This is a genomic window from Kribbella sp. ALI-6-A (assembly GCF_001984195.1).
Lineage (GTDB): Bacteria > Actinomycetota > Actinomycetes > Propionibacteriales > Kribbellaceae > Kribbella.
This window is the reverse complement of the sequence record NZ_MTQN01000007.1, coordinates 361540-384330: the sequence shown is the minus strand read 5'-3', so window position 1 is coordinate 384330 and position 22791 is coordinate 361540. Positions and strand designations below refer to the sequence as shown.

Genomic DNA, 22791 nt, shown 5'->3' with positions numbered 1-22791 from the left:
TACCGGCGGGACTGTCCGTGGCGCGGAGTACGGTGTGGAAGTCCAGGTGACGAAGGGGAGAAAGATGAACACCAGCGCACTTGTCGTCGACGCGTTCGGCCGGATCCAGGAAGTCGTGCACGAGGTCGTCGAGGGGCTGTCGGACGACGTCCTGAGCACTCGCCCGGAGGACTCCGGTAACTCGATCGCCTGGCTGGTCTGGCACCTGACCCGGATCCAGGACGACCATCTCGCCGATGCCGGCGGCTACGAGCAGGTGATGACCGCCGACGGCTGGCACGATCGTCTCGGGCTGCCGTTCGACCCCAGCGACACTGGCTACGGTCATGGTCCCGAGGACGTTGCCGCGGTCAAGCTGTCGGCGGAGTTGCTGATCGGGTACTACGACGCCGTTCACGCGCGCTCGATCCAGTATCTGGAGACGCTGACCGACGAGGACCTCGACCGCGTCGTCGACCGCCGGTGGAACCCGCCGGTCACGCTCGGCGTCCGGCTGATCAGCGTGATCTCGGACGACCTGCAGCACGCCGGCCAAGCGGCGTACGTGCGCGGTCTACTCGGCAGCTGACGTCCAGAGCGTGCTCCCGGCAATCAGGTAGAGCGTGCGGCCGACCAGCCGGGCATCGGTCACCTCACCCGTGGGACCTTCGGAGGTGTTGACAGTCCAGGCGCCGTCCGTCCCTCGGAGCACCTTCACCTGATTGCCATCAGCAACGACCTGGACGATCTGGTCCCCGTCGAGCACCGGCGGGGGCAGCGGGGTCTTGTTGCCGACGGCGATCTCCGGCAGGTCCTTCAGTCGCCGGGCGCTGTCCGGCTTCGCGGGGTCGAACTGCCACAGCGCCAGCTTGCCCTCGACCCACCCGGTCACCGTGCACAGTTGCTCGCCGCAGGTCACCCGTTGCCCGTGACTGCGTTCGCCCGCCTCCGGCAGCGCGAAACCCGACCACCCGTCGTTCAGGCGCTGTGACCTCCACACCGCCGCCTCCTGCCGTACGACGTTCGGCGCGAGCCGCACCTGCGATCCGGTCTGCACGATCGAGTCGCCGAAGATCGTCGCGTCGCCCGGCCCGGCCAGCAGCCCCGGCGTACTGCGCAGCACTGTCCCCGTCGAGTCCTGCCGGATCCACTTCGCGCCCTGCGGCAACCACACGGCCCCATCCAGTCCTGACACCTTGCTCGCCCAGGAGCCCAGCAACGCCTGCCCAGCCGGTCCGATCACCGCCGAGTGCAGCGCCCCGGCGTCAGGCCCCCCGAACGTGTTGAACTCCTGCGGATGCTCCTGCACGCCGGCAGTCGTCCCGGTCCACACCGTCCAGCGCACGTTGGAGTGCGCGCCGCCCGCCGCTCCGCCGAGCGCGAGGACCCGGCGGCCGTCGTACGCGACGGACTTCCAGACGGCGAGAGCGGCGTACGGGCTGCTCGGGTCCGGCGAGAGTTTGACCTCGCTCTGCCGGTCGCCTTCGATCAGCAGCAGCCTCGGCACGACCTTGGCGTCGCGGTCCCTCAATCCGACCAGCAGTTGGTCGTCGTGCCCGGCGAGCACGATCGGCTCGGCCGGGAGCTTCACCTGCGACCACTGCACCACCCGAGCCTGCGGCTTGTCCTCACTGCAGGCGGCTGTGAGCAGGAGCAGTACGACCAGCAGCAGAGCCCTGCGCATCAGCGGTTCTGCGGCAGCTTCGTGGTCCGCTTGCGGGCACCGCGCGGATTCGACGGCGGCGGTACGACGGGACCGATGTCCCCGTCCGGCGCGACGTCGAGGTCGATGATCACCGGCGCGTGGTCGCTCGGCCCGGTCCCCTTCCGGGCCTTGCGGTCGATCCAGGCCGCCTTCACCCGCTCGGCCACCGGGTCCGACGCCAGCATCAGGTCGATCCGCATGCCGAGGTCCTGGTGGAACATCCCGGCCCGGTAGTCCCAGTAGCTGAAGATCCGCTCGGTCGGCCAGCGGTCCCGGACGACGTCGTGCAGCCCGGTCGCCAGCAACTCGGCCAGCGCCTCCCGCTCCGGCGCGGTCACGTGCGTCGACCCGACGTACGCCGCCGGATCGAAGACGTCCGCGTCCGTCGGCGCGATGTTCATGTCCCCACAGACGATCTGCTCGGCCGGCCCGGCCGAGACCACGTCCCTGAGTGCCTTGAGCCAGGCGAGCTTGTAGACGTAGTGGTCCGAGTCGGGCACCCGCCCGTTCGGCACATACAGCGAGTGGATCCGAATCCCGCCACACGTCGCCGCCACCGCCCGTGCCTCAGGATTCGGAAACCCTGGCGCCCCCGCCACGCCCGTCACGACGTCCTCGAGCCCGACCTTCGACAGCAGCGCCACCCCGTTCCACTGCACCTCGCCGTACAGGGCGACCTCGTACCCCCGCCCCGCCAGCTCCTGCCCCAGCAAGGCGGTGAACGCGTCGTCCGCCAGCTTGGTCTCCTGCAGGCAGACCACGTCCGGCTCCCGCTCGTCCAACCACCCGAGCAACCGAGGCATCCGCTGCTTCACCGAGTTCACATTCCAGGTAGCTACTCGCACCCGCCTACGGTAGCCCGCGCACGGACCGGCGTACGGGTGGACGAGCGCCGGCCCGCGGAGGACTTCCACCGCCGACAACCGCTTCGATAGTTCGGGCCGACATGCCGTCCGGCTGTGGATCCGGCCGTTCAGATCTACGATGCAAGTCCATGCAACTCGACTCGATCCAGGGGAGAACGATCGTGGCGCTGCGGTTCATCGGCAAGGACCCGAACTCACCGAACACCAACTCACCGACCGTCTGGGTCGACGAAGCTGACGGCAGCCTGGTCATCCAGGGCTGGAAGCTCGACGAGGAGACGACCGCTGCGGTGAACGCCACCGCTCCGATCCCCGACCACGAGACAGTGCTGCGGATTCCCGCTCGCATGGCACCTTTTCTGCGGGAGGCGATGGGTGACGGCTGAGCCGGTTGCGTTCCAGTTGTTCCGGGCCGCCCAGCGCAGCGCGGTGCATCTGGAGACCAGGGACCTGTACGAGCCCGCCGACCCGGACTGGAACGAGTGGAAGTCGGGCGGGCGGTTCGATCCCGCGGAGCGGTGGCGCACGTTCCACGACCTCGTCCGGGAGACCGTCGGCCGCGGGGTCGAAGTACGGCGGGCCCGCATCGTGTCCGAGCCTGTCAGCGAGTACGTCCGGTTCGAGTACGACGTGACCGCGGCCCACAACCTCACCGCCGGGGAGCAGGTCAAGTGGTTGCCACGACACGACTGCGGCGACCTGCTGGTGCCGGCGAACGACTTCTGGGTGTTCGACGATCGGGTGGTGCTGTGGAACTTCTTCGACGGGGACGGAACCTGGGTCGGTGACCAGCGGGTCGACGACCCAGTGCTCGCGAAGCTCTGCGTAGCATCGTTCGACGCGGTCTGGGACCGCGCGATCCCGCACCAGGAGTACCTGCCGAGCTGAAAGACGTCCGTTGCCGACACCACCCGCCTTCTCCAACGCACAGAAGGCCAAACGCGACTACGGTGCCCGTCTCGGTGAGATCCGGAAAGCCGCCGGACTCACCGGACGGGCACTGGCCGTGTCGTGCGGATGGCACGAGTCGAAGGTGTCGCGGATCGAGAACGGCCGGACCTCGCCGTCCGGCGACGACGTGAGGAGCTGGGCCACGACCTGCAACGCGGCCGACCAACTGCCCGACCTCCTCGCATCACTCGAAGCGATCGAGGGGATGTTCGTCGAGTGGCGCCGGATGGAACGCGGCGGTCTCAAGCGCGCCCAGCAGGCGGTGCTGCCGCTGTGGGAGCGCACCCGCCGGTTCCGCACCTACTCCCCCTGGCTGGTTCCCGGCGCCGTGCAGACCGAGAGCTACACACGCGCCGTTCTCCGCGGAACGTCGGCACGCCGCGGACTGCCGGACGACGTCGACGACGCTGTCGCCGTCCGCAGGGACCGCCTACGGCTGCTGCACGAAGGCAACCGGACGTTCGCCGTACTGATCGAGGAATCCGTACTGCGCACCGTGATCGGCGGCGCCGATGTGATGGCCGGTCAGCTCGGCCATCTGCTCACCGTCGGCGAGCTGCCTTCGGTGTCCCTGGGGATCGTGCCGATGGGGCTCGACCGGACCGGCATGCCGCCGGTCGAGGACTTCTGGATCTTCGACGACAGCCAGGTCAACGTCGAGCTGATCTCCGGCTACCTGACGATCACTCAGCCCGGCGAGCTGGCCATGTACGCCGACGCGTTCCGCCGGCTTGCCGAGCTCGCCGTTGTCGGGGCTCCGGCCCGGCGGCTGATCACTGCCGCGATCGACGCCCTGGATTGAGCTGTGCAAATCCGTGCAAGTTCATCGCGGGCAACCTCTTGGCTCTTCTAACGTCACCTCATGGCGACCAACACGGGACAGCGCGCAGGAGTCGAGTGGGCTGGGCGTCCGGACGGCGATGACGCCGTTGAGCAGCCGAGGATTCACGTCGATCAGCGGGTCAGCCACTACGACTACGGACGCGGCACCGTCGTGCTCTTTCATGGACCGGTCTTGCAGGTGCTGTGGGACAAGCCGTTGCTCGACGGCACAATCTCGCGATTGATGGATCACGACGCCGCGTTCGCGCGGCATCTGGTGCCGCTGGTCACTGACCCCGACGGCCGGGAGACTCCGGCCCCCAGAGCGGCGGGGCGCGGCGTGTGACCACGAGACCGCGTGCGCCCCGCCTTCCAGTCAGCGGGTGTCGGTCGGGTGAGAATGGCGCCGTGGACAGAATCCCCGGGCTCGTGCTGACCGATCACACCTTCACCGTGCCGCTGGATCACAGACGGCCGGAGGGGCCGACGATCGAGGTGTTCGCGCGGGAGGCTGTGGCGCCGACGAAGGTGGGGGCCGACCTGCCGTGGCTGGTGTATTTGCAGGGTGGGCCGGGTGGGGCGTCGCCGCGGCCGACCAGTGGGACCGGGTGGCTGGAGCGGGCTACGCGTGACTACCGGGTGCTGCTGCTCGACCAGCGTGGGACGGGGCGCAGCACGCCCGTCACCCGGCGTACGGCGGAGTCGATGGGGGCCGAGGAACTGGCGGCGTACCTGAAGCACTTTCGGGCCGACTCGATCGTTGCCGACGCGGAGCTGATCCGCGCGCAGCTCAGTCCCGGTACGCCGTGGTCGACACTCGGGCAGTCGTACGGCGGCTTCATCACGCTGACCTATCTGTCGAAGGCGCCCGAGGGTTTGAAAACCTGCTACGTGACCGGGGGTCTGGCCGGCATCGACGCGACCGCGGACGACGTGTACCGGCGGACCTACCCGCGCGCGAAGGCGAAGACGCTGCGCTACTACAAGCTCTTCCCGCAAGACGTCGCGAAGGTCCGTCGGATCGCCGACCATCTGATCGCGACCGAGGTCAACCTGCCGAACGGCGACCGGCTGAGCGTCGAGCGCTTCCAGACGCTCGGCTTCGGGCTCGGCATGGGTGAGTCGGCCGAAGCCCTGCACTGGCTGATTGACGAAGCCTGGGACGGCGACGAACTGTCCGACGCCTTCCTGTACGGCGTGATGAACCGGACCGACCACACGCTCGCCCCGCTGTTCGTCGTACTGCACGAGTCGATCTACGGGCAGGACGACCGCGCGACCGACTGGGCCGCCGCCCGGGCGATGCCGGCCGAGTTCGCGGTCTCCGCTGAGCCGTTCCTGTTCACCGGCGAGATGATCTACCCCTGGATGGTGCGCGACCTCGCCGGCCTGCGCCCGTTCGCCGAGGCCGCCGAGCTGCTCGCCGCCGCCACCGACTGGACCCCGCTGTACGACGCCGACCGCCTCGCCGCGAACCGCGTCCCGGTCGCGGCCGTGATCTACCACGACGACATGTACGTCGACGCGAACCTGTCGCTGGAGACGGCGTCCCGGGTCGGCAACGTGACCACCTGGGTCACCAACGAGTACGAGCACGACGGCGGCCGGGCCTCCGACGGTGCCGTGCTCGACCGCCTGATCAAGCTCGCGAACGACCTGCCCCCGGTCTGACCGATGCCCGAACGCCTCTCTCCACGCCTGACCGCCGTCGTCGACGCGCTGCCGCTCTCCCCCGGCCTGCGCGTCCTCGAGATCGGCTGCGGCCCCGGCGCCGCGGCGCGCGAGGTCGCCCGCCGCGTCGGCGCCGACGGTCATGTTCTCGCCATCGACCGCTCCGCCAAAGCGATCGCGCAGGCCTCAACCGATTCGCTGCCCAATCTGACCTTCCGCCAGTCAACCGTGGAGGACTTCCGGTTGGAGCCCGGCGAAGCGCCGTACGACGTGGCCTTCGCGGTTCGGGTCGGCGCGCTCGACGGGCGTCACCCCGACCTCGAAACCCGAGCCCTGCAGGCCATCGCCGCGGCCCTCACTCCCGACGGCCGTCTCTACGTCGACGGCGAGCTCAGAACTCTGCCTCGATCCATTCCCGGACAGCCCTGACCGTCGCCCGCGCGTCGAACACCCAGGTCTCGGCCGAGCCGACTCTCCCACTGACTCCTGCACCTGCTGCCACGGCCTGCTGCGCAAGATTGCCGACCGCGCTCTCCACCTTGTAGGGCAGCGCGCCGTAGAACGTGTCGAGCGTCGTGTAGTCACGCCAGACATCACCGTCGTCGGTCCGCACCGGCATGCGATAGCTGTGATAGCGCTTGCCCTCGACGTCCGCGATCGCCTCGGCGTGATGGCAGAGCGTCAGCGTCTTCAAAGGGGCCCCGAGCAACAACACCTTGCCGCCGGTATCGGTCAGCCGTCCCAGCTCGCCGACGCGACCGCCGGATCGAATCCCGGCAGTTCGCCGTACGCCGTCTGCCAGCGGTGCGGCCAGAACGCGACGTGGTACGGGCTGTCGTCCCAGCCGCAGAACGCGACCAGCGTGCCCTCGGCACCGACCGCGTCGCCGAGCGCCCGCACGACCGGTCGATCCCGCCGACCACCCAGCCCAGCGCCGACAACCGCACATGCACCATCAGTACGTCGCCGGTCTCGACGCCCAACCCCGCAACTGTCCGCGCGATCTCGCCACGCGTCACCGGCGAGAACTCGGTGTCGGCCAGCAACTCAGCCCCAGGAAACGCCATACTCCAGCATCGCCCGTCCAGCCTTCCGCCGCCTCGGGTTTGCATGATCATGCAGAACCCTGCATACTTATTCCATGTCCAAGGTGATCTCCTCTCTGCCCGTCGGCGAACGCGTCGGCATCGCCTTCTCCGGAGGGCTCGACACGTCGGTCGCGGTCGCCTGGATGCGCGACAAGGGCGCCGTCCCGTGCACCTACACCGCCGACATCGGGCAGTACGACGAGCCCGACATCGCCTCGGTCCCCGGTCGCGCACAGGCGTACGGCGCGGAGATCGCCCGGCTGGTCGATTGCCGGGCCGCGCTGGTCGAGGAGGGGCTGGCCGCGCTGACCTGCGGCGCGTTCCACATCCGCTCCGGCGGCCGGGCGTACTTCAACACCACGCCGCTCGGCCGGGCGGTGACCGGCACGCTGCTGGTCCGGGCGATGCTCGAGGACGACGTGCAGATCTGGGGCGACGGCTCCACCTTCAAGGGCAACGACATCGAGCGGTTCTACCGCTACGGCCTGCTCGCCAACCCGAACCTGCGGATCTACAAGCCGTGGCTCGACGCGGCGTTCGTCGGCGAGCTCGGCGGCCGCAAGGAGATGAGCGAGTGGCTGCTCGCCCACGACCTGCCGTACCGGGACAGCACCGAGAAGGCCTACTCCACCGACGCCAACATCTGGGGCGCGACCCACGAGGCGAAGACCCTGGAGCACCTCGACACCGGCATCGAGACCGTGGTGCCGATCATGGGCGTCGCGTTCTGGGACCCGGACGTCGAGATCCCGACCGAGGACGTCACGATCGGCTTCGAGCGCGGCCGGCCGGTGACGATCAACGGCAAGGAGTTCGGCTCCGCGGTCGACCTGGTGATGGAGGCCAACGCGATCGGCGGCCGGCACGGACTCGGCATGTCCGACCAGATCGAGAACCGGATCATCGAGGCGAAGAGCCGCGGCATCTACGAGGCGCCGGGCATGGCGCTGCTGCACGCGGCGTACGAGCGGCTGGTGAACGCGATCCACAACGAGGACACCGTCGCGTCGTACCACAACGAGGGCCGGCGGCTGGGCCGGCTGATGTACGAGGGCCGCTGGCTCGACCCGCAGTCGCTGATGCTGCGCGAGTCCCTGCAGCGCTGGGTCGGCGCCGCCATCACCGGCGAGGTCACCCTGCGGCTGCGGCGCGGCGAGGACTACTCGATCCTCGACACCACCGGCCCGGCGTTCAGCTACCACCCCGACAAGCTGTCGATGGAGCGCACCGAGGACTCCGCCTTCGGCCCGCTGGACCGGATCGGCCAGCTGACCATGCGCAACCTCGACATCGCCGACTCCCGCGCCAAGCTCGAGCAGTACGCCGGCCTCGGCATGATCGGCACCGCCCACGCCGAACTGATCGGCACCGGCACCCCGCAGCTGATCGGCGAAATGCCCGAAGGCGGCGCCGACCTGATCGCCTCCCGCGGCGAGGTCGACCCCGACGACGCCCTGCTCGACCGGGCCGCGATGGAGTCGGGCACCGACTGACTTCGTTCGCCCGAACAGCCCGGCCGTTTCTCCGGAAGCGGCCGGGTTGTTCATGGCTGGTGTGATCGCGACTGCTCGGCCGACGCTTCGTCAGATCGTTCGAACTGCAAGGTTCAGCGCGCGGTGGACTTCTTCCATCGCCCGCGCCGGCGACCATCTGGCCAACTCCGGCCAGCCGTAGGTACGCCGAAGGTCCTGCACCAGCCGGGTGCCGACCAGATACCCGATCCGGTGAGGGAACGGGGATTCACGGTTGAGATACAGATACCGCCCGGCGACCTCGTCGTCCTCGGAGTCCAGGTCGGCCAGGATGGCCGCCTGCGCCGCGGGCAGGACGCCTAGGCAATCCGCGAGCCAATCGTCGTACCCGCCGCCGAACCAGAGGTGTTCGGCCAGCCCGTACTCCGGCAGCAGGTCCGCGGTTAGCGCCGTCGCGAAGCCCTCGGAGTAGATCCACTGCCCCAGCGGGCCCTCGTCCGACCAAGCCACCTCGGGCAGCTGCACCGCGTGCGCCAACTCGTGCGCCGCCAAGATCCGCGGGAACGCCGTGTCCGGGATCTGCTCCACAGCCAGGAACAGCGTCGGCCGGCCGCGGAACTGGCTGACCCAGCCGTTCGACGTACCGACGCCGATCATCACCACGGCGTGCAGGTCGAGATGAGCCGCGTCCAGCACCGGTACGACGAGGTCCGCTGCGTCTTGCACCCAGCCGGTCCCGGCCTCGGCGTTGGCCTCGATGCGTTCGACCACCGTCGGGTACAGCTTCAGCGCCTGCAGCGGATCCGTGGTGCGCCCACTCCGTCGCAGGTCGTCGATCACCTCGGGGTAGCGCTCGACGTACTCGTGCCAGAGCGCGAGTTGCCGCTGCTCGTCCTGACCGGCTGCACGCTGCCAGAACCGCAAGAACTCCGGCACCAGGTTTCGCACGATGATCGCCATCTGGCGATCGTAAGCACCACCTCTCCGCTCCCCCCGCGTCCTCGTCACAGCGTCCGAAGAACCGAGCGCTATAGCCTCGGGTTCTTCGGACGCAACGGAGCCTCGGTGCCGACGGGAAGCTCGACGGGGTGCTCAGCCGACGCCGACGGTCTGGTGGGTGGGGGCGATCACGGCGACGACCCGATCCTCGCCTCGGGGATAAGGCTCACCGGCGTACTTGATCGCCAGCTGATCGATGATCTGCCACGCCGCGTCGCCTTCGAGCCACTCGACGACCTCGCCGCGGATGACGACCGGTTCGAAGGGATTGTCGACCGGCGCGATGGAGAGCGCCAGCCGGGGATCGCGACGCAGGTTGCGCGCCTTGCGGTTGTCCGGTCCCGTGAACAGCACGACATGCTCGCCACGCGTCCCGACGTACACAGGAACGGAGTGCGGCGAACCATCCGCGCAGACAGTGGCCAGGTGGGCGATCGACGTGCCTTCGAGAACACGGCGTACGGCGGGGTCGAGCATGGGTTGCTCCTTCCAGGAAGGTGGACTCAACGAGCGTTCTTGCTGCGCCAGGCGACGTAGTCGGCGACCGAGCGCGCGACGTCGAAGGACGGCGTGAAGCCGGTGTCCTCGGTCAGGCGGGTGATGTCGAGATACGGGTCCTGCCCAGGACCGTTCGCGCGGCCGGGCAGCAACGGCAACCGGAGCCCGGGGACAAGCGCCTCCAGCGCCTCGGCACGCTCGCGGTTGGTCGACGTCCGGCCGCTGGAGACGTTGTAGACGGTGTGGTTCAGCGTTTCCGCGGTCGTCAGCGCGGCGATCGCCCGGCCGGCGTCAGGCGCGTAGCTGGAATCCTCACCGTCGTCGGCGTACAGAGCCGTGGGGGTCTCACCGCGAAGCACCGCACTGATGTAGCGCGGGTTCGGGTTGAACGGCGACTCCGGGTCCATCAGCGGCCCCCAGACACTGCCGATCCGTAGCAGGACCGGCTCGACACTGCTGCCTTGCAAGGCGTGGGTCGTGATCGGCTCGACCGCCTTCTTGAACGCGATGATGTGCAGGGGCAGGTCGACGGTCGGCAGCGCGAGGTCCTCGTGCCACGGGATCTCGCTACGGCCGATGTAGACGCCGATGCTGCTGGCGACGGCAAACCGCCGCACGCCCCACGCCCGCGCGGCCTCCAGCGCGTTGAGCAGCCCGGTCAGATCGGTCCGGAAGAAGCCGACCGGGTTCTCACCCGGGATACTGCCCGCGAGGTGAACGATGTCGCTGACGTCATAACGGTTGCCCAAAGCAAGGAAAGCGGAAGCATCGGTGGTGTCGAGCACCTCCACAGTCACCTGTCCGGCAAGAAACGAAGGCACCTCCGTACGCCGGTACGCCGTGACGACGACCTCCTGCCCGAGGTCGAGCAGCGCGCGAGCGGTGTGGGCGCCGATCATGCCGAGCCCGCCGGTGACGAGAATCATCGGACCACCTCGTAGTGCAGGTGCGTCACGCCCGGGGCTGCGACGGCTTCCCGCAATCGCAAGCTGACGTGCTGCGGAAGCTCCTGGAAGAAGCGGCGCCCGCCGCCCAGCAGGATCGGCACCTGGTGCAGCACGACCTCGTCGACCAGCCCGGCCGCCAACGCCGAGGTCACCACGCCGCCACCCATCAGTACGACGTCCTTGTCGCCGGCCAGTTCGCGCGCCACGGCGATCGCGTCCTCGATCCCGGACGTGACCAGCGTCTGCCGTTCACTCATCCCCGGCAGACCTGGGCCAGGTCGCTCGGATCCGGCCGCCGCGGCACCGTCCAACGGCCGATGACTCACCACGACCAACGGCGCCGTCGGATGCGGCGCACCACCGTCGATCCACCCGGAGTCGTCGTAGGTGTTGCGCCCGGCCACACTCACCCCGACCCGCGACGCCAATCCGTCGAACACCCGCGCACTCGGCTCACTCAACCGGAACCCGTCGAACTCCCGGCTCGGCGTGTCCCCGGTGAAGTACCAGTCGAACAGCATCGACCCGTCGCCCAGCCCTCGGCCGGGTCCCGGATCGCGCCCCGTGATGAACCCGTCGACCGACACCGACAGCGCCGTCAGCACCTTGCTCATCGCACTCCCTCGTCCTGAATCGCTTGCGGAAAGTCGAAGAACCGCTGCGGGTCGTAAGCCCGCTTGACCGCCGTCAACCGGGCGAGATTGCCCCCGTGGTACGCCGTCGCCCAGTCCTCCAGCGCCAGGTCGGGGAAGTTCGGGTAGACCCGCCCCGACCCGTCGACGTGCGCCGTCGCCCAGGACGCGTCGACCCAAGCGTTGTCCGGACCGTCGGCGACGTGGTTCACCAGAAACCGTTCGCCCCGATGCGCGAACGCGGTCGCGTCCTCCGCCACCCGGTTGTACGCCCCACCCATCGCCGTGAACGAGATCTCCCGACGTCCCGCGCTCCGCGGCTCGCCCAGCTGCGACAGCAACGACGCGATGGTCCCCGCTCGCATCGGCCGCGCGAAGAACTCCGACCTGAGCCGTGCCACCGGAACGTCCAGCGGATCCGCCAACGACGCCTTCAACTCGCTGTACGGCACCCCGCCACGCACCTCGATCGCCGCCGCGAAGTCCCGCACCAGCTCCCGAGTCTGGTTCACCCCCAGCATCGAAGCCCCGAAAACCGTCGCGCGCACGGGCGATCCAGGCTCCGACACCAGCCGGAGATCGACGGTCACCTCGTCCGGCGCGGAAGGCGCCCACACCTGCCACCTCCCCACCAGCTCGGCGAGATCGACCGACGAGCACCCCTCGATCCGCGTCATCACCGGCTCCGGCACAGTCGCGAACCGCAGAGCCGTCACGACCCCGAACTGCCCGCCACCCGCACCCCGCAGCCCCCAGAACAGCTCCGGCTCGTCGTCCTCCGAGCACTCCACGACGCATCCGTCCGCCAGCACCACCTGTACGCTGACCAGCCGGTCGCACGTCAATCCGTACTTGCGCCCGAGCAGCCCGATCCCGCCGCCCAGCGTGAGCCCGGCGATCCCGACGGTCGGCCCACACCCAGCCGGCAACGTCCGCCCAGCGGCGTGCAACTCGCCGTACACCGACCCCAGCCGCGCGCCGGCCCCGATCGTCGCGATCCCGTCGGCCAGCGAGATCTCGTCCAGACCCGACAGATCCAGCACGATCCCGTCCGTCGACGACCGGCCCGCGAAGCAGTGCCCACCGCCACGCGCGACCAGGCGATCCCCGGACTCAGCGGCATACTTCAGCGTGGCGACCACGTCCGGCACCGATCGGCACAGCGCCACCAGCCGCGGCTGCACCTCCTGGTACGCGACCTGGACCGGCCGCCGCACCACGTCGTACGCCGCGGTGCCCGGGCGAAGCACGATCCCGTCGCGCAGGTCGAGTTCGGTCACGCCCCGAACCTAGGCTCCGCGCACCAGCTCCGTCTTGAACAAATCGAGCACCCGACGACGGCCCGCCAGGAACGGCCGGTACGACGCCGAGTGGTCGTGGCCGCACAGACACCGATCGACCGTGCCGCCGAGCAGCTGGCTCGGCGTCAGCCCGGTCAGTCGCAGGCACTCCCGGCTGAGATGCGCCTGATCGGCGTACCCGACGTCGATCGCCAGTCCCGCCATGCCGTCGGCTCCGCGCCGCCCGGTCGCGGTCGCTCCGGCCTGCGCCAGCGCGAGGAACCCCTGGAACCGCAACGTCCGTTGCAGAACCTTCGGACTCACGCCGACCGACTGCAGACACCGGCGCCGCAACTGACTGGGCGACAACGCCAAGTGCCCGGCCAAGGCATCGATGTTGAGCGGCTGCCACGGCATCAGCGCCCGCACGGCCTCACCCACGAGCGGGTCGACGCCACCCTGGAACTCCCGCTGGAGATGGCCTTGCAGGATCAGCAGCGCGCGTTCCGGCGTACCGGCCAGGGCCATCGCCTCCACCAGCCGGTCGACCAGACTCCCCCACAGCTCGGTCAGCGCCAGCCGCTGATCGACCAGGTCGTCGAGCATCGCCGGAAGCGGCGGCGCCGTACCCGGCAGGAACCGCGCGCCGACGATCGTGGTGTGCGCCGGGATGACCTCGACCTCCGGTCCGGTCAGCGGCCCGACCAGCTGCGGCCGCCCGCCGATCGGGAAGTGCAGCTCGACCCCACCGGTGGGCAGGTGCCGTTGCACGTACGCCGCGTCGCCGGTGCGCTGGATCCACACGGTCCGTACGACGCGCGCCAGCTCCGGCAGCGGCGGGCGTTCGACGTACGACTCCACACCGGCCATGCTGGCACCGAAGCGGGCCACCGACCCGGCGTCAAGACCTCAGCGCGTGCCCCGCGATCCGGACCGTGGCGGCATCCTGCGGCTCCGGGGACGTCCCCGCGACCACGACGTCCGCCCGTTCCCACGGCCGATCGCGCTCCAGGAACGGCATCTCCGCGGCCAGCCAGTCGTGCCAGAAGTCGATCGACGCCTGCGCATCACCGTTGACCCCCGAGGCGATGTCCCGGGCGATGCCCCGCTTCTCGGCCTCGTCGAAGTCCGACTGCACCCACACCAGTACGTCGATCAGCCCGGCCAGCTCTGTCCGCCCGGCGCCCACACCTTCGACAATCACCACCGAGGCGTCCGCCGGCACCTCGATCGCCCCCGGCCGTCCACGCTCCTCCCAAGCCGGCGGCCGATACGCCACCGCCTCGCGCCGCCGGACCGGCTCCAGCACGCCGTGCGCCAGCAGCTCGCTCCACCCGAACATCGGCGCATGCCACGCGACGTCGTCCGCATGCACCACCACGGCTCCTGGCACCGCAGCGGACAACCGCCCGGCCAACGTGGACTTCCCACTCCCGCTACGCCCGTCGACGGCCACCACCCGAGGCCCCGCGCTCATCACCCCCGACACGAACTCCGCCAACGAGACGGTCTTCCACTCCGCCACCACCGGTTCACCGGGCCCAGTTCGCATTGCCCCATGATGTCTGCATGGATCCCCTGCAGACCACTCGACAGCTGGCAGCCGAGCTCTTCCCGCAGGCAGTCTGGGTCATCCTGTCCGGCAGCGTCCTGACGTCGGCGCGCACGGCAGGCTCCGACCTCGACATCGTCGTGCTGCTGCCGGACGGATCCACCGGCGCCCCGCGACGGGAGTCGCTGCGCTACGACGGCTGGCCGGTCGAGCTGTTCGTCCACGACCAGGCCAGCCTCGCGCACTACCTGGCCATGGACTTGCCCGGCCGACGGCCGGTCCTGCACCGGATGGTTGCCCTCGGCACCGTGGTGACCGGCGACGCCGCCGGCACCCAGGCGGCCGCGCGCCGGACTCTCCAGGCGGGTCCGGCGCCGCTCGACCAAGCCGAGCAGGACACCATCCGGTACGCCCTGACCGACCTGCTCGACGACCTCGCCCACGCGCCGGACGGCGAGCAGGCGGTCGTCGCGACGTACGCCTGGCTCCGGACCGCCGAGGCGACCCTGAACTTCCGCAACCACTGGATCGGGAACGGCAAGTGGTTGCTCCGGGAGTTGCGCGATCTCGATCCCGCGTACGCCGACCGCTGGCTGGCGGCGCGCGGCAGCACGCCGGCGATCCGCGGCCTCGCCGAGGAGGTGCTGACGCTTGCCGGCGGCCCGCTTTTCGCCGGATACCGCGTGGCCGGCGAGCGCGGCTGAGCCCGGATCGGCGGTGCTAGTCTGACCGGATCATGGCCGATTCCGCCGTTCCGGACTACGAGCTCGAGGAGACGATCGAGCTCACCACGGCCGAGCAGGTGCGGGCGATCAGCGACCCGCTGCGAACCACGATCCTCGGCCTGCTGCACGAGCGCGCCGCGACCGTCAGCGAGCTGGCCGCCGCGGTCAAACGGCCGAAGAGCACCGTCGCGCACCACGTCAAGGTGCTGACCGACGCCGGCATCCTGCGCGTCGTCCGGACCCGCCGGGTGCGCGCGATCGACGAGCGGTACTACGGTCGCGCGGCCCGGATGTTCTTCGTCGGCCTCGGCCGCCGGGTCGACGGCGTCGACCTGCCGCCGGACTTCAACGACTTCGAGGTCGCGGCGAAGGAGTCGATCGGCGCGTACGACGCCGGCCGGCTGCGCTCGTTCATCCGGCACGCGCGGATCCCCGACGAGCGGGTGGCCGAGTTCTGGGACCGCGTCGAGCAGCTCGTGCACGAGTTCGACACGCTGCCCCGCTCCGGCGACACGACGTACGGCTTCGTCACCGGCGTCTACCCGATCCACGACTACCCGGCCCTGCCCCCGAAGCGCGACTAGTACCGCACGTCGCTGTGCAGGAGCGGCGGGTAGATCGTCGAGCTCTCCCCGTCGACCGTCGTCCCGGCGAACTGCAGCATCGCCCGCTGCGCGCCGTGCATCGGCGCCGGATAGTTCAGCGTCGGCGCCGACACCTCGTCGAGCCGCCGCACCTGCTCTTCGCTCAGCGACACCTCGAGCGCGACGAGATTGCTCTCCAGGTGCTCGACCCGCCGAGCGCCGACGATCGGTACGACGGTCCCCTGGCGCGCGCGCAGCCAGGCCAGCGCCACCGCCGCCGAGGACCTCCCGAGCTCGTCGGCCACCGCCGCGACGGCGTCGATCACGGCGTACTCCGCCTCGCTCGGCCCACCGACGTACGCCGCCCGCACCGAGTCCACGACGTCGGTCCCGCGCCGGTACTTGCCGGACAGGAACCCGTTCTTGAGCGGGCTCCACGGCACCAGCGCCATCCCCTGGTCGAGCGCGAGCGGCGCCAGCTCCCCTTCGACGGTCCGCGCCAGCAGCGAGTACTCGACCTGCAGCGCGATCAACGGCGTCCAGCCCTTCAGCAGCGCGGTGGTCTGGGCCTGCGCGGTGACCCAGGCCGGAGTGTTCGAGAAGCCGACGTACCGGATCTTGCCGGCCCGGACGAGATCGTCGAGCGTGCGCAGTGTCTCCTCGATCGGCGTGTGCCGGTCCCAATTGTGCAACCAGTAGACATCCAGGTAGTCGGTCTGCAGCCGACGCAGTGTGTGCTCCAGTTGCGCGACGATCGAACCCCGGCCCGCGCCGCCCCCGTTCGGGTCGCCGGGCCACATGTTGCCGAAGAACTTCGACGCCAGCACCACGTGCTCGCGCTGCCCGGGCCGGGCTGCGAGGTAGTCACCGAGGATCTTCTCCGAGTGGCCGTTGGTGTAGAAGTTGGCCGTGTCGACGAAATTCCCGCCGCGATCGAGGTAGGTCGCGAGGATCTTCTCCGACTCCTCGACGCTGCAACCGGCGCCGCCGGCGTCGTCGCCGAAGGTCATCGCGCCGAGCGCGAACGGGCTGACCCGCAGCCCGGACCGGCCGAGGGTGACGTACTGATCGAGTCCCATGAGGTGCTCCCAACGGTGTCTGAATCTGATGGCTCCATCCCATCGCGGGCACCCTGTGACCCGGTAGACCGATTCCCTCCAGCTCTTGCCTATTCCTCTCAAGCACGATCAGATCAGGTTGCACCGGGAATGTCGTCGTGTTTGGCTGAGGAGGTGCACCGAGACCAGCTGCTGACCGAGCTCCGCGAGCGCATCGCGAGACACGCCCGCCCCGACCTGCGGACCGCCGTCGACGGGCTGACGCTGTCGAAGGTCGAGTCCTCGGCGCCGGACTACTCGCTCACCGAACCGCTGCTGGTCGTGATGGCCCAGGGCGGCAAGCGCCTCCTGCTCGGCGACCAGACCTTCGACTACCGGGCCGGCGACCTGTTCGTCGTCACCACCGACCTCCCGGTGTCCGGTCACTTCGTCGGCGCGAGCCCGCGGACGCCCGCCCTGGGGATGGCCGTCACGCTGCGCCCGGACGCGATCGCTCCCTTGCTGCTCCAGGCCCCGCCAGTACGCCGTACCGCCGCCGGCGCGTCGGCCATCGCCACCGGCCCGGCCGATCCCGAGATCCTGGACGCGGCCGCCCGACTGCTGCGACTGCTCGATTCGCCGTCCGACGTGCCCGTGCTCGCCCCGCTGATCGAGCGCGAGCTGCTCTGGCGGCTGCTCACCGGCCCGCACGGCGACGTGATCCGCCAGATCGGCCTCGCCGACAGCAGCCTGACCCACGTCAACCGCGCGATCCGCTGGATCCGCGACAACTACGCCGAACCGCTGCGCGTCGCAGATCTGGCGAGCCTGGCCGGGATGAGCCCGGCGGCCTTCCACCGGCACTTCCGCGCGATCACGGCGCTGAGCCCGTTGCAGTTCCAGAAACGCATCCGGCTCCAGGAAGCGCGCTCGTTGCTCGCGGCCCATCCGCGCGACATCGCCGGAGTCGGGCACCTGGTCGGGTACGACAGCCCGTCACAGTTCAACCGCGAGTACCGCCGCCTCTTCGGTACGCCGCCCGGCCAGGACGCCGCTCGCTTGCGCGCCGGCTAGGGCGAGACGCCCTAGCTCGTCGCGCTGGTGTAGCGCCTGAGTCCCCTGCGCCAGATCACCCACGCCGCCGTACTGGTGCCTGCGGCAACGACCACCGCGGCGGGGACCGCGACGAAGCTGCCGTCGCGGAGCGCGTCGACCGGCACGGTGGCGAGCAGGGCGACCGGTACGACGTACGTGAGCACCGACTGCAAGGTGGAGCGGTAGACCTGGACGGGATACCGCCCGAACTGCCACACCGCGTCGTAGAGGATGTCCAGGTTGAGCCCGAGCGCCCAGAACACCACCGAGGCCAGCGCGATCCGCGTCGCCCACATCGTCACGGTCGCCGCGACGACCAGGATCAGCCAGCTCGCCACTCCGGCGACGGTCAGCGTGACCTCGGCCTGGATGACCCCGGCGGCCGTGATGCCGATGCCGAGGGCAACCTGCACGAGGGCGGCCGGCGTACAGGTTGCGAGGCTGGCGAGGAACATGCTCGGCGCCGGTTGCAGCAGGATCGCGTCGAACCGGCCGCTCTTCACCTGGTCGCCGAACCACTGCAGGTTCGGCTCGACGAACGCGGTGCGCAAGCCGGACACGAGCTGGAACGTGCCCAGCAACGCGATCGCCTCTCCCGGCGACCAGCCGGCGAGCGTGTCCGTCCGCGTGTAGACGACCCCGAGCGCGGCAACCGCCGCACCGGCGCCGACGAGCGTCATGACGAGCTCGAACAGCAGGTCGGCCCGGAAGGCCAGCGACCGCCGCAGCGACATCGAGAACAACGCCCCGAACAGTTTCAGCACCATCGTCATCCTCCGAAAGCCGTGAATCGGCGAACCGCGCGGCGCCAGACCACAACGGCGATCGCGCTGGTCACGGCCAGCCAGCCGAGCTGGACGGCGTACACCTCGAGCACGGCGTCGATGTTGCCCGCGGCAATTTCCGCCGGTGCCCCGAGCATCGACCAGAACGGCAGCACGGCCCCGGCCGCCCGGAACGGTTCGGGCAGGAAGGTCAGCGGCGCCGCCGTCCCACCGAGCAGGAAGATCAGCGTCTCCCCCATCGCGACCGCGCCGTGCGCCCGTTGCGTCCAGACCGCGGTCAGGGCCAGCGTGTAGGTGAACACGAATCTCAACCCGGCCGCGAGCAAGATGGCCGGCAGCGCGAGCAGCAGATCGACGCCGTGCAAGGAGATCTCCGCCAGCAGGGCGACCGCGACGATGACCGGGGCTCCGAACATCAGATGCCAGAAGCGCAACGCCAGGTTGGTCCCGAGCAGGTCCAGCACGACCGGCTGCGGTTTGACCAGCTCGACGGCGAAGTCGCCGCCGTAGATGTCGCTCGCCAACGTGTGGTGCTCGTAGGAGACCGTCATCAGCTGCACGGCGAGCAGCACCACGTAGTACGTGGTGATGCCCGCGTCACCAGGGACGGCCGCCGACCAGACGAACAATCCCAGCAGCGGCGTCACGGTCCGCCCGGCGACCAGCGTGATCACGAACGATCGGAAGCTCCACCACTGCACCGAGCTGCGCCAGATCGCCATCCCGAGCAGCAGCGCCGTACGCCGTACCGCGATCGTCATGAGGGGATTCCATCGCGGTAGAAGCGGTCCATCACGACGTCCAGCGACGGGTCCTCGACCGCGAGATCGACGACCGGCACCTGCGCGAGCAGCGCGCCGGTCACGGCCGGCACCTCGTCCCGGCGGACGCGCAGCACGACCTTGCCGTCCTCGCTGTGCTCGACCTCGCCGAACCGCTCCCACTCCGTCCCGGTGGGATCGGCGACCGACACCTTGAGCAACTTGTACGGCGAGAGCCTGGTGGTCAGCGCGTCGAGCCCGCCGTCGTACCGGATGCGGCTCTTGTCGATCAGGATCACCCGCTTGCAGAGGGTTTCGACGTCGGCCATGTAGTGGCTGGTCAGCAGAATCGTGGCGCCGGTGCGGGCGGCGTACTCGGCGACGAACCGGCGCAGCGCCCCCGCGGCCAGGACGTCGAGACCGAGCGTCGGCTCGTCGAGGAACAGGACCTTCGGGCGGTAGAGCAGAGCCAGGGCGAGGCCGGCGCGCATCCGCTCGCCGAGGCTGAGCGCGCGGACCTGCCGTTGCAGGAGGTCGCCGATGTCGAGCAGCTCGACCAGCTCGTCGATCGTCCGGTCGTCCCGCGGTACGGCGTACAGGACGCGCTGGTACCGCATCGAGTCCATCACGGTCAGCTCCGCCGGGCCGCCGATCGGCTGGCTGCCGCGAATCAGCGCGATCCGCCGCAGGTAGTCGGCCTTGCGGTGCCACGGGACGAAGCCGAGCACCTGGACCTCGCCCGCGGTCGGGTGCAGGATGCCGGACAGGATCTTCATCGTGGTCGTCTTGCCGGCGCCGTTGGGCCCGATGAACCCGACCACCTCACCGGCCGCGAGCTCGAACGAGAGGCCGGTGACCGCCTCGACCGTCCGGTACTCCCGCCGCGCCACCGAGCGCAGAGCGGCCCGCAATCCGGCCTCGCGAACCGGTGCCCGGAACGTCATCGTCAGGCCGTCGACACGGACGGGAGGTGCTCCAGCTGTCATGAATCTCAACCTAGAACTGTGATGCAAGATTTGAGACTTGGCCGCTGAGGCGCTGAGCTTCTTCAGCGTTGGCACCCTCCAGCGTCCGTCGAAGGTTCTCCTGGAGTGCTGAAAGCGGTCGGCGGTGTCTGCATCCTGCGCTACCCGGTGCTCGGCAGCTGACGAAGAGTCTTCACTGGTGACAGGAGGGCCAGCATCAGCCCGGCCAGCATTCCGAGACTGCTGAGCACCAGTGCGGCTCGGAGGTCCAGCAGCGTGCCGACGAGTCCACCGGCTAGAGCGCCGACGGTCTGGCCGCCGATCACCAAGGTGCGCCAGGCGGCCGTCGTACGGCCGAGCAGGTGGTCGGGCACCAGCGCCTGCCGGAGCGCGCGCTGCGGTACGCCGTACAGGGGCATGCCGAGTCCGGTCATCACTTGCCCGATGAAGACCAACGGCCACCACGCCAAGGCCAACGCGAAGCCGGCGCACGAGGCGATCAGTTGGCCGATCAGGTACGCCGGTCCGATCCCGAGTTTGTTGCTGTACGCCGGTGCGATGAGCGTGCCGAATACGGAGGAGGCGCCGAGGGTGGTGATCGCGACGCCCACCAGGAGCGGTGACCAGTGCAGTTCGCGCACGAGGTAGAGCACTACCAGCGGCCCCTGCATCGCGCCGGCTACAGCCGCCACGGTCGCCGAGCGTGTGAGCCCGGCCAGCACCGGATCTCTGAACAGCTCCTTCAGCCCTGTCGTCAGGTCGAGCCTGGGCCACGATGTTTGGGGTGTCTCCCGCGGCGGCTCCTTGATCAGGAACGAAGCCACCGCCGACCCGACGTACGACACCGCGTCCACCGCGACCGCCACCGGCGCGCTGAGGAGCTGGATCAACAACCCCGCTCCCGCAGGCCCAGCCGTCGACGCCAGCGTCTGACTCAACATCGAAGCGCTGTTGGCCTCCACCAGTTCCTCGCGCCGCACCAGCGCCGGCAGCAAGGCCAGCGAGGCCGTGTCGGAGACCACTGTCAACGCGCCGGTCAGCACCGCCACGACGTACAGATGCGGCATCCGCAGCTCACCAGTTGCCGCCAGCAACGGAATCGCTGCCAGCAACCCCGCCCGCCCCACGTCGGCGACCACCATGAACCGTCGCCGACTCCCCCGATCCACCCACACTCCGGCCGGCAGCCCCAACACCAGATGCGGTACGACGGCAAGCGCCGCGAGCACTCCCATCTCCGCCGCCGAGGCCCCCAACCCCACCACCGCCACCAACGGCAACGCCATGCCCGTCACGGCCGTCCCCGCCGCCGAAACCCCTTGCCCGATCCACAACTTGCGGAACTCCGGATTGCTGCTCACCACGCGCCATCGCATCCCCGAACCCTCGCGGCCGACCGCCGCAGGCCACCAGCCCGGTTCACCCCCAGCGAACCGTTTTCGCCGCCAGCGGAACGCCGTCGACGTCACTCGACGAGAACGGTTGGTCCGAAGAGCCCGCCTACAGCAGGTGATCACACCGATTCCGACGGCGACCTCGGAGTCGAGACACTGCAGGCCACGGCCGTGGTCGCAGCCGCTGACCGCGACTCCGCTCTCAGGACACCGTGCCCCCATCTCGGTTACCCGCACCCATCCGTGGGTACCGCCGCCGGAATCATCCCGACGAAGGAGACTCCGATGGCCCGCAACACTCTCGCTCGCTCGATGCACGACGTCGGCCTCGCCGCCTGGTTCGGCGGCACGCTCGCGAACGCGGTCGCCCTGAACGCCGCCGCGGCCCAGGCCGGCAGCCCCAACAAGACCGGCGCCGTCGCCAACGTCGGATGGGACCGCTGGACACCGGTCAACGCCGCCGCCATCGGCTCCCACCTGATCGGCTCCGTGGTCCAGCTCGCGGACAACGCCCCGCGCATCAAAGGCCAACGCGGCGTCGGCTCGATGGTGATGCTGAAAACCGCCCTGACCGCGATCTCGCTCGCCGCAACCGCCTACAGCCGAGCCCTCGGCAAGAAGGTCTCCGCGCAAACCGACGTACCGGCAGAATCAGGCACCGAACCCGCCGCCACCACCCCACCCGACGTCGCCTCAGCCCAGCGCCGACTGGCAGTCCTCCAGTGGGCGGTCCCCGCCGTCACCGGCGCCCTGGTCGTCGTCAGCGCCTTCGCCGGCGAACAACAACGAGCCAGCGAGGTCCACAAGGGCATCCTCCGCCGCGCCCTGGGCTGACCCACCCGCGGGACACAGCCGCCGGTCAACGGGTCGAGCTCAGCACCTGGTCACCCGCAGCGGCGGGCTTACGTAGTAGCTGTACTCGAACGTGTCGAGAGAGATGGTCAGCGCGCTGACGATCTCTCCTCGCGCGCAGGACCGGGTCA

28 protein-coding genes are annotated in these 22791 nt (G+C 69.7%); 12 read left to right on the top strand and 16 right to left on the bottom strand.

The features are described 5' to 3' along the window. Window positions 1-64 precede the first annotated feature (64 nt). Complete coding sequence (locus BWI15_RS05810; RefSeq protein ID WP_077013231.1) at window positions 65-568, top strand: mycothiol transferase; 504 nt, start codon at window positions 65-67, stop codon at window positions 566-568. Here the strand turns inward: BWI15_RS05810 and BWI15_RS05805 are convergent. Then, window positions 554-1663 carry a hypothetical protein gene (locus BWI15_RS05805; protein ID WP_077013230.1) on the bottom strand — a complete coding sequence of 370 codons (1110 nt, stop codon included), beginning with the start codon at window positions 1661-1663 and terminating at the stop codon, window positions 554-556. The genes BWI15_RS05810 and BWI15_RS05805 overlap by 15 nt on opposite strands. Next, window positions 1663-2529, bottom strand: a complete 867-nt coding sequence (locus tag BWI15_RS05800; RefSeq protein WP_077013292.1) for an exodeoxyribonuclease III — start codon at window positions 2527-2529, stop codon at window positions 1663-1665. The genes BWI15_RS05805 and BWI15_RS05800 overlap by 1 nt, the downstream gene beginning before the upstream one ends. A gap of 149 nt (window positions 2530-2678) precedes the next feature. On the opposite strand from BWI15_RS05800, the gene BWI15_RS05795 reads away from it, so the two are divergent. From BWI15_RS05795 to BWI15_RS05770, 6 genes are all read left to right on the top strand, one after another. Continuing rightward, the gene (locus BWI15_RS05795) at window positions 2679-2936 is read left to right on the top strand and encodes a hypothetical protein (RefSeq protein WP_237771143.1); all 258 of its coding nucleotides are present in this window, start codon (window positions 2679-2681) and stop codon (window positions 2934-2936) included. Continuing rightward, on the top strand, window positions 2926-3438 hold the full coding sequence (locus BWI15_RS05790; RefSeq protein WP_077013229.1) for a DUF6879 family protein: 513 nt from the start codon (window positions 2926-2928) through the stop codon (window positions 3436-3438). The genes BWI15_RS05795 and BWI15_RS05790 overlap by 11 nt, the downstream gene beginning before the upstream one ends. Before the next feature lie 10 nt (window positions 3439-3448). Then, window positions 3449-4303, top strand: a complete 855-nt coding sequence (locus BWI15_RS05785; RefSeq protein ID WP_077013228.1) for a helix-turn-helix domain-containing protein — start codon at window positions 3449-3451, stop codon at window positions 4301-4303. Window positions 4304-4363: 60 nt separating this feature from the next. Continuing rightward, entirely contained in the window at window positions 4364-4669 is a 306-nt protein-coding gene (locus tag BWI15_RS05780; protein ID WP_077013227.1) for a hypothetical protein, read from the top strand. 62 nt (window positions 4670-4731) lie between these two features. After that, the gene (locus BWI15_RS05775; RefSeq protein ID WP_083750575.1) at window positions 4732-5994 is read left to right on the top strand and encodes an alpha/beta fold hydrolase; all 1263 of its coding nucleotides are present in this window, start codon (window positions 4732-4734) and stop codon (window positions 5992-5994) included. A gap of 3 nt (window positions 5995-5997) precedes the next feature. Next, complete coding sequence (locus BWI15_RS05770) at window positions 5998-6423, top strand: class I SAM-dependent methyltransferase (protein ID WP_077013226.1); 426 nt, start codon at window positions 5998-6000, stop codon at window positions 6421-6423. Here the strand turns inward: BWI15_RS05770 and BWI15_RS40580 are convergent. Together BWI15_RS40580 and BWI15_RS40575 are read right to left on the bottom strand one after the other, a co-directional pair. Then, window positions 6386-6709 carry an AAC(3) family N-acetyltransferase gene (locus BWI15_RS40580; protein WP_202817580.1) on the bottom strand — a complete coding sequence of 108 codons (324 nt, stop codon included), beginning with the start codon at window positions 6707-6709 and terminating at the stop codon, window positions 6386-6388. The genes BWI15_RS05770 and BWI15_RS40580 overlap by 38 nt on opposite strands. A 17-nt stretch (window positions 6710-6726) precedes the next feature. After that, window positions 6727-6894, bottom strand: a complete 168-nt coding sequence (locus BWI15_RS40575) for a hypothetical protein (RefSeq protein WP_202817579.1) — start codon at window positions 6892-6894, stop codon at window positions 6727-6729. 241 nt (window positions 6895-7135) lie between these two features. On the opposite strand from BWI15_RS40575, the gene argG reads away from it, so the two are divergent. Continuing rightward, window positions 7136-8575, top strand: coding sequence for an argininosuccinate synthase (argG, locus tag BWI15_RS05760; RefSeq protein ID WP_077013225.1), 1440 nt, complete (start codon window positions 7136-7138; stop codon window positions 8573-8575). 90 nt (window positions 8576-8665) lie between these two features. On the opposite strand, the gene BWI15_RS05755 is transcribed toward argG, so the two are convergent. The 7 genes from BWI15_RS05755 to BWI15_RS05725 all read right to left on the bottom strand — a co-directional run bounded on the left by BWI15_RS05755 (window position 8666) and on the right by BWI15_RS05725 (window position 14462). Next, window positions 8666-9514, bottom strand: coding sequence for a DUF2268 domain-containing putative Zn-dependent protease (locus BWI15_RS05755; protein WP_077013224.1), 849 nt, complete (start codon window positions 9512-9514; stop codon window positions 8666-8668). 132 nt (window positions 9515-9646) lie between these two features. Next, a complete protein-coding gene (locus BWI15_RS05750) occupies window positions 9647-10030 on the bottom strand; it encodes a TIGR03618 family F420-dependent PPOX class oxidoreductase (protein WP_077013223.1) in 384 nt (127 codons plus the stop codon). Between the two features lie 26 nt (window positions 10031-10056). Beyond that, window positions 10057-10977, bottom strand: coding sequence for an NAD-dependent epimerase/dehydratase family protein (locus BWI15_RS05745; protein ID WP_077013222.1), 921 nt, complete (start codon window positions 10975-10977; stop codon window positions 10057-10059). Beyond that, the gene (locus BWI15_RS05740; protein ID WP_077013221.1) at window positions 10974-11612 is read right to left on the bottom strand and encodes a dihydrofolate reductase family protein; all 639 of its coding nucleotides are present in this window, start codon (window positions 11610-11612) and stop codon (window positions 10974-10976) included. The genes BWI15_RS05745 and BWI15_RS05740 overlap by 4 nt, the downstream gene beginning before the upstream one ends. After that, window positions 11609-12910 carry an FAD-binding oxidoreductase gene (locus tag BWI15_RS05735; RefSeq protein WP_077013220.1) on the bottom strand — a complete coding sequence of 434 codons (1302 nt, stop codon included), beginning with the start codon at window positions 12908-12910 and terminating at the stop codon, window positions 11609-11611. The genes BWI15_RS05740 and BWI15_RS05735 overlap by 4 nt, the downstream gene beginning before the upstream one ends. Window positions 12911-12919: 9 nt before the next feature. Beyond that, the gene (locus tag BWI15_RS05730; protein WP_077013289.1) at window positions 12920-13780 is read right to left on the bottom strand and encodes a helix-turn-helix domain-containing protein; all 861 of its coding nucleotides are present in this window, start codon (window positions 13778-13780) and stop codon (window positions 12920-12922) included. A gap of 31 nt (window positions 13781-13811) precedes the next feature. Beyond that, window positions 13812-14462 (bottom strand): uridine kinase family protein, encoded by a 651-nt coding sequence (locus BWI15_RS05725; RefSeq protein WP_202817578.1) that lies wholly within the window; start codon window positions 14460-14462, stop codon window positions 13812-13814. Window positions 14463-14479: 17 nt separating this feature from the next. Here BWI15_RS05725 and BWI15_RS05720 point away from each other — a divergent pair, with 17 nt between their 5' ends. Both BWI15_RS05720 and BWI15_RS05715 read left to right on the top strand, forming a co-directional pair. Next, window positions 14480-15166, top strand: coding sequence for a nucleotidyltransferase domain-containing protein (locus BWI15_RS05720; RefSeq protein WP_077013219.1), 687 nt, complete (start codon window positions 14480-14482; stop codon window positions 15164-15166). Between the two features lie 32 nt (window positions 15167-15198). After that, complete coding sequence (locus BWI15_RS05715; protein ID WP_077013218.1) at window positions 15199-15771, top strand: ArsR/SmtB family transcription factor; 573 nt, start codon at window positions 15199-15201, stop codon at window positions 15769-15771. Here BWI15_RS05715 and BWI15_RS05710 read toward each other — a convergent pair. Next, on the bottom strand, window positions 15768-16850 hold the full coding sequence (locus BWI15_RS05710; protein WP_077013217.1) for an aldo/keto reductase: 1083 nt from the start codon (window positions 16848-16850) through the stop codon (window positions 15768-15770). The genes BWI15_RS05715 and BWI15_RS05710 overlap by 4 nt on opposite strands. A gap of 153 nt (window positions 16851-17003) precedes the next feature. Here BWI15_RS05710 and BWI15_RS05705 point away from each other — a divergent pair, with 153 nt between their 5' ends. Then, the gene (locus BWI15_RS05705; protein WP_237771142.1) at window positions 17004-17882 is read left to right on the top strand and encodes an AraC family transcriptional regulator; all 879 of its coding nucleotides are present in this window, start codon (window positions 17004-17006) and stop codon (window positions 17880-17882) included. Between the two features lie 11 nt (window positions 17883-17893). Here the strand turns inward: BWI15_RS05705 and BWI15_RS05700 are convergent, their stop codons facing one another. The 4 genes from BWI15_RS05700 to BWI15_RS05685 all read right to left on the bottom strand — a co-directional run bounded on the left by BWI15_RS05700 (window position 17894) and on the right by BWI15_RS05685 (window position 21790). Then, window positions 17894-18670: an ABC transporter permease gene (locus BWI15_RS05700; RefSeq protein ID WP_237771141.1), complete on the bottom strand. Its 777-nt coding sequence runs from the start codon at window positions 18668-18670 to the stop codon at window positions 17894-17896. A gap of 2 nt (window positions 18671-18672) precedes the next feature. After that, window positions 18673-19449 carry an ABC-2 family transporter protein gene (locus tag BWI15_RS05695; RefSeq protein ID WP_077013215.1) on the bottom strand — a complete coding sequence of 259 codons (777 nt, stop codon included), beginning with the start codon at window positions 19447-19449 and terminating at the stop codon, window positions 18673-18675. Continuing rightward, window positions 19446-20435, bottom strand: a complete 990-nt coding sequence (locus BWI15_RS05690; RefSeq protein WP_077013214.1) for an ABC transporter ATP-binding protein — start codon at window positions 20433-20435, stop codon at window positions 19446-19448. The genes BWI15_RS05695 and BWI15_RS05690 overlap by 4 nt, the downstream gene beginning before the upstream one ends. A gap of 140 nt (window positions 20436-20575) precedes the next feature. Beyond that, window positions 20576-21790 (bottom strand): MFS transporter, encoded by a 1215-nt coding sequence (locus BWI15_RS05685; RefSeq protein WP_168197267.1) that lies wholly within the window; start codon window positions 21788-21790, stop codon window positions 20576-20578. A 303-nt stretch (window positions 21791-22093) separates the two neighbouring features. On the opposite strand from BWI15_RS05685, the gene BWI15_RS05680 reads away from it, so the two are divergent. Continuing rightward, window positions 22094-22642 carry a hypothetical protein gene (locus BWI15_RS05680; protein ID WP_077013286.1) on the top strand — a complete coding sequence of 183 codons (549 nt, stop codon included), beginning with the start codon at window positions 22094-22096 and terminating at the stop codon, window positions 22640-22642. Window positions 22643-22791: the final 149 nt, after the last annotated feature.